The 313-nt window shown below is 60.7% G+C and carries 1 protein-coding gene; it reads right to left on the reverse strand.

All coding sequences use genetic code 11. The annotated features are described in order from the left end of the window. On the reverse strand, nt 1-313 hold a 313-nt coding region (locus ACNQ0T_RS23610; RefSeq protein ID WP_417930430.1), incomplete at both ends, for a LysR substrate-binding domain-containing protein.

Below are 313 nucleotides of genomic sequence, written 5' to 3' on the forward strand. Positions count from 1 at the left end.
GATATGTCCGGGATCGCGGTGCAGCCGCTGATGCCAGACCTGACGGATGGCGATTTTGGCGAGGGGAAAAGGCAGCGGCCAGCTGCGGCAGGGATAGCGCCGGGTGATATGCTGCGCCACCTGTTCCGGGACGACGGCAATCATATCGCTTTCGGCCACCAGCTCACCGGTACCTAAAAAGCTTGGTAACGTTAGCGCAATGCGCCGGGGCATGTGGTGCTCATCAAGCAGCTTATCCATATCGCCATGGGCAGTCCCCTCCACGCGGATCGCTAGATGCTTTTCCTGGCGCCAGTCTTCGGCGCGGAGTTGT

Origin of the sequence: Enterobacter cloacae complex sp.6700776 (assembly GCF_048284255.1) — a bacterium.
GTDB lineage: Bacteria > Pseudomonadota > Gammaproteobacteria > Enterobacterales > Enterobacteriaceae > Enterobacter > Enterobacter intestinihominis.